This window comes from Jeotgalibacillus sp. ET6, from assembly GCF_029667115.1.
GTDB lineage: Bacteria > Bacillota > Bacilli > Bacillales > Jeotgalibacillaceae > Jeotgalibacillus.
On record NZ_JARUIU010000250.1, the window covers coordinates 1 to 243 of the forward strand.

General features: G+C 43.6%; 1 pseudogene. It reads right to left on the reverse strand.

Annotated features, from left to right (window positions below):
• A pseudogene (locus P6709_RS20675) lies at positions 1-172 on the reverse strand (ParA family protein); the annotation flags it as partial.
• Between the last annotated feature and the right edge of the window lie 71 nt (positions 173-243).

Sequence of the window (243 nt, forward strand, 5' to 3'; positions counted from 1 at the left end):
GCTGAATTTCCCGCAGAGACTGTTGAATACTAACCTCTCTTGATATCGTGGAAACCAGGTCAATCTCTGCTACGGAAAGAGAGATCGTCGCAGGACTCGCATGGCGATTTTCAACGGTTGTTTCCTTAATAATCGGCCTAATATCCACATCATCTACTAAAATATGATATATGCATTGATCGAATTATCCTTTGTCGATTCCAACACCGCTCGTCGAATTTCCCTGAGGGTCTACCTCCACTA